General features: G+C 51.8%; 6 protein-coding genes. 1 reads left to right on the forward strand and 5 read right to left on the reverse strand.

Going from position 1 to position 3,586, the window contains the following annotated elements:
* A partial coding sequence (locus tag NZ772_15785) for a hypothetical protein (GenBank protein MCS6815016.1) occupies positions 1–745 on the reverse strand: 745 nt, incomplete at its 3' end.
* A gap of 57 nt (positions 746–802) precedes the next feature.
* Between NZ772_15785 and NZ772_15790 the strand changes: the two genes are divergently transcribed.
* Positions 803–979, forward strand: a complete 177-nt coding sequence (locus tag NZ772_15790; GenBank protein ID MCS6815017.1) for a DUF2256 domain-containing protein — start codon at positions 803–805, stop codon at positions 977–979.
* Between the two features lies 1 nt (position 980).
* On the opposite strand, the gene NZ772_15795 is transcribed toward NZ772_15790, so the two are convergent.
* From NZ772_15795 to NZ772_15810, 4 genes are all read right to left on the reverse strand, one after another.
* Positions 981–1,817 (reverse strand): tetratricopeptide repeat protein, encoded by an 837-nt coding sequence (locus NZ772_15795; GenBank protein MCS6815018.1) that lies wholly within the window; start codon positions 1,815–1,817, stop codon positions 981–983.
* Positions 1,818–1,822: 5 nt separating this feature from the next.
* Entirely contained in the window at positions 1,823–2,797 is a 975-nt protein-coding gene (gene cofG / locus NZ772_15800; GenBank protein ID MCS6815019.1) for a 7,8-didemethyl-8-hydroxy-5-deazariboflavin synthase subunit CofG, read from the reverse strand.
* Positions 2,798–2,817: 20 nt separating this feature from the next.
* Positions 2,818–3,159, reverse strand: coding sequence for a ribbon-helix-helix domain-containing protein (locus NZ772_15805; GenBank protein ID MCS6815020.1), 342 nt, complete (start codon positions 3,157–3,159; stop codon positions 2,818–2,820).
* A 104-nt stretch (positions 3,160–3,263) separates the two neighbouring features.
* On the reverse strand, positions 3,264–3,586 hold a 323-nt coding region (locus tag NZ772_15810), incomplete at its 5' end, for an FAD-binding domain-containing protein (protein ID MCS6815021.1).

A 3,586-nucleotide genomic window follows, 5' to 3' on the forward strand; every position in this document is an offset into this window, starting at 1 on the left:
GTGCTTCGGCTACCGGTGCAGGTTCCTCCATGGCCGGTGCTTCCTCGGCTGCGGGTGCCTCTTCCGCAGGTGCTTCAGCTACCGGTGCAGGTTCCTCCGTAGCGGGCACTTCCTCGGCTACGGGTGCGGGTTCCTCGCTAGCAGCAGGTGCCTCTTCCGCAGGTGCTTCGGCTACTGGTGCGGGTGCCTCCGTGGCGGGTGCTTCCTCGGCTACGGGTGCGGGTTCCTCGCTAGCAGTAGGTGTCCCTTCCGCAGATGCTTCGGCTACCGGTGCAGGTGCCTCCGTGGCGGGTGCTTCCTCGCTTACAGGTACCGCTTCTGCTAGAGATGCTTCAGTTACAGGCATAGGTGCCGGTTCTGGGGCAGTTTCAGTAGCAGGTGCAGGCGCTTCTGTGGTAGAAGTTGCGGCCACTGGTGCCTCTGTAACTTCGTCTACGATCGCCGGAGCTTCAGGTTCTGCTGGTTTGGGCTGCTCTCCAGCTTTGCCAGGTTTTGGGCCGCGCACTAGCGCTAAGTTAACCGATGGCTTAACCCCGTCCTTGTCTTTATTGCCCTTGCCTTTACCTCTACCTTTTCCCCGGCTACGATCGCGATCGCCATCACGGCTTTTGCCACCAGACTTGCCAGATGGTTTACGCTCAACACTAGTTTCACCAGCGTCGGCTGGCTCTTGTGCCTGACGCTCAGCTTGCCCCTGACGTTCAGATTTCTTAATAGGACGCTCTACCATTATGTTAACTTTCATGAAACGTGTGCATTATAACAAAACCCGACCTTGCTTGCTTTCAAAGTTGCAATTGCTATGGGACGTATGCGATCGAAATCTGACCTGCCTTCTAAGCTTTGCCCTGTCTGTCAGCGACCATTTACCTGGCGCAAGAAGTGGAAAGACTGTTGGGATGAGGTTAAATATTGCTCTGAGCGGTGTCGGCGACGTAGACAGGCCGCTGGAAATAGCTCAGTTGACAATGATGAGTAAGCTATCGCCCTTCTAGTACGCGGATGTTATGAATGGCCCGATTGTAGCCAACACGGTTATTTTGCTGCTGAAACAGTTGTGCTGACCGACGAAAATCAGCTAGGGCTTGGGAGCGATTATTCAGCTTGGCGTAGGCAACCCCACGGTTGTAGTAGGCAAGGGCATTGTCAGCCTGTAGCTGGATAGCTTGCGTATGATCGTCCACTGCGCCGCGCAAATCTCCCAACCGAGCACGACTAAAGCCACGGTTGTTATAGGCGCTAGATGGCCCTTTGTTCAGCCATTCACCGTCAATTTCAATGGCACGGGTGTAGTCTTGAATGGCAGCTTGATCGTTACCTGCATCACTATGGGCAATGCCGCGATTGTAGTACGCGATCGACAAATCGGGTTGAGAGCGAATAGCTTGCGTAAAATCAGCAATTGCGCCTTGCACATCTTTAGCCTCGTATCTGGCAATGCCTCGGTCATAGTATGCTGCTGTGTAGTTGGGGTTGAGGCGAATAGCTTGACTATAGTCGGTCATGGCCCCCGCCCGATCGTTAACCTTTAACCGGAACCCCGCCCGAAGGTAATAAGCCTCAGACAGATTAGGATTTAGTTGAATAGCTTGGTTAAGGTCAGCAATCGCACCTCGGTAATCATTGGCCTGTGCTTTCTGTAAACTCCGTGCCAATAAATCTGCTGCTGATGCTTGAGCTATTTGCACAGCTAACCCTAGAGGCCGATGCGATCGGGTAACAGGTTCAGAGAACATTGCCTCACCCGACAGGATGGAGAATGGGAGAACAATCGCAACGCTGATGAGAGTTGCTACAGAAACACGACAAGAATTCACAGGAATTACGGGTACGCTGAGGTCAATTGGTTACGCCAAGCTTTCACATGATAACGCACTGCATCACATAGCCACTCGTCATACTGAGGGTAGACTGGCAACCGCGGGACTAGTTGCCACCCGGCTGAGTTTAGGAGTTGCGTTAAGGCTGTTACGGTTTTATGGTGATAGTCGGGGTTCACCTCATCCTTAGGAACCAAACCACCCAAATCGCGGACTCCTGCATCTAGGCAAGCAAGTAGAACTTCTGGCTCCTTGACTAGATTTGGGGGCAGTTGCAGCGTGATGTCGGTTGGTAACATGTCACGGGCGATCGTCACTAGCCTCACCAAGTCACCCTCTGGAAACGACGATCGCGGATCAGATTGACGAGTACCCAAGCAATAGGGTTGCAAAATCACTTCTTGAATGTGTCCCCAACGCCGATGTAAGTTAGCGATCGCAGCTAAGGTGTCTTGCCAATCTGCTTCTGTTTCCCCGATACCCACCAACAGTCCTGTGGTAAATGGGATCCGTAACTCTCCTGCCCAGGCAAGTTGTTGCAGACGTATCTCTGGATGCTTGCTGGGAGCGTGCCGATGCACTGTTGTCATCAACTTTGGCGTAATTTGTTCTAACATCAACCCCATAGAAGCATTGACTCGCTTTAGCCGCTCCATTTCTGTAAAGGTGAGTGGCCCAGCATTGGTATGGGGCAAAAATCCTAGCTGTAATGCTAAGTCACACAGGTCATAAATCCGTTGCCACCAAGCCGATCGCCGCTGGCTACGGGGATGCACTTCGCCGCTCAAGATGAGAATTTCGATAACAGGGTGCAGCGATTGCCGTAGCGATCGCAGTTGGGCTGCTGCTTGCTCAATTTCCAGCCAAGGACTTTGGTAGGGATCAGCCCGAAAGTTGCAGTAGGTGCAGCGATTGAAGCACTCATAGGTGGGCACCAACGTATAGGCAGGGCTATAGGTGATTAATCGTGACCCCAAACCAGCACCATCCTCCTCATCTACTCAGCCGCTGCATATGCCGAGGGATGCAGAGGCAGAATCTGTCCATTAACACTCCAGCCCAACAACATGGGTTCCTGGGGATGAATCACTTGATTGGTCAGTACGCAATACTCTTCTCGCTGAGCCGTTGCATTCACCACAGCTCGAATGTCCGATCGGCTCACATGGGGTTGAAAATTGCCCAACTTTTGATGGACATAGTTCCACAGAACATCTCGAATCAATGCTTGGTATCCCTGGTTGCCCGCTAACTCCTTCAGTTTCTCCTTTAACTCTCGTTCTAGGCGAATACTGGTGACCTCCATTTCAGTCGTAGAAGTGCGCGGTGCTGTTAACATCTCAGGTTTTAATCTCCTTGGCAAATCACAGTGAGCAAGCTGATACTAATCAACTTGTAACATAAGTGTAGTACGTTGCACCATGATTTTCAAGTCCCCTCGATTTACGAATGCCTTGTACGCCTTGTTGCAGCGTTGTAGATAGCTTCATTAGCTGCTGCTGACTTAAACAAATCCACTACTGGGTAGGGATAATCTACACCTAGCTTGAGATGAAAGCGCTGCTGTTCCACAGGTAGCAACTTCCAGGGTTCATGTACCTTGCTAGCTGGTAGCTTTGCCAACTCTGGGAGCCAATGCTTCACATAATCCCCCGCAGGATCGTAGTCCTTAGACTGTTTGAGAATGTTAAAGTACCGGAATCCCCGTGCGTCATTGCCCACACCAGCGGTATAGTTCCAGTTGCCCCAGTTGCTACACACATCAT

Source organism: Cyanobacteriota bacterium (genome assembly GCA_025054735.1).
Classification (GTDB): Bacteria; Cyanobacteriota; Cyanobacteriia; order SKYG9; family SKYG9; genus SKYG9.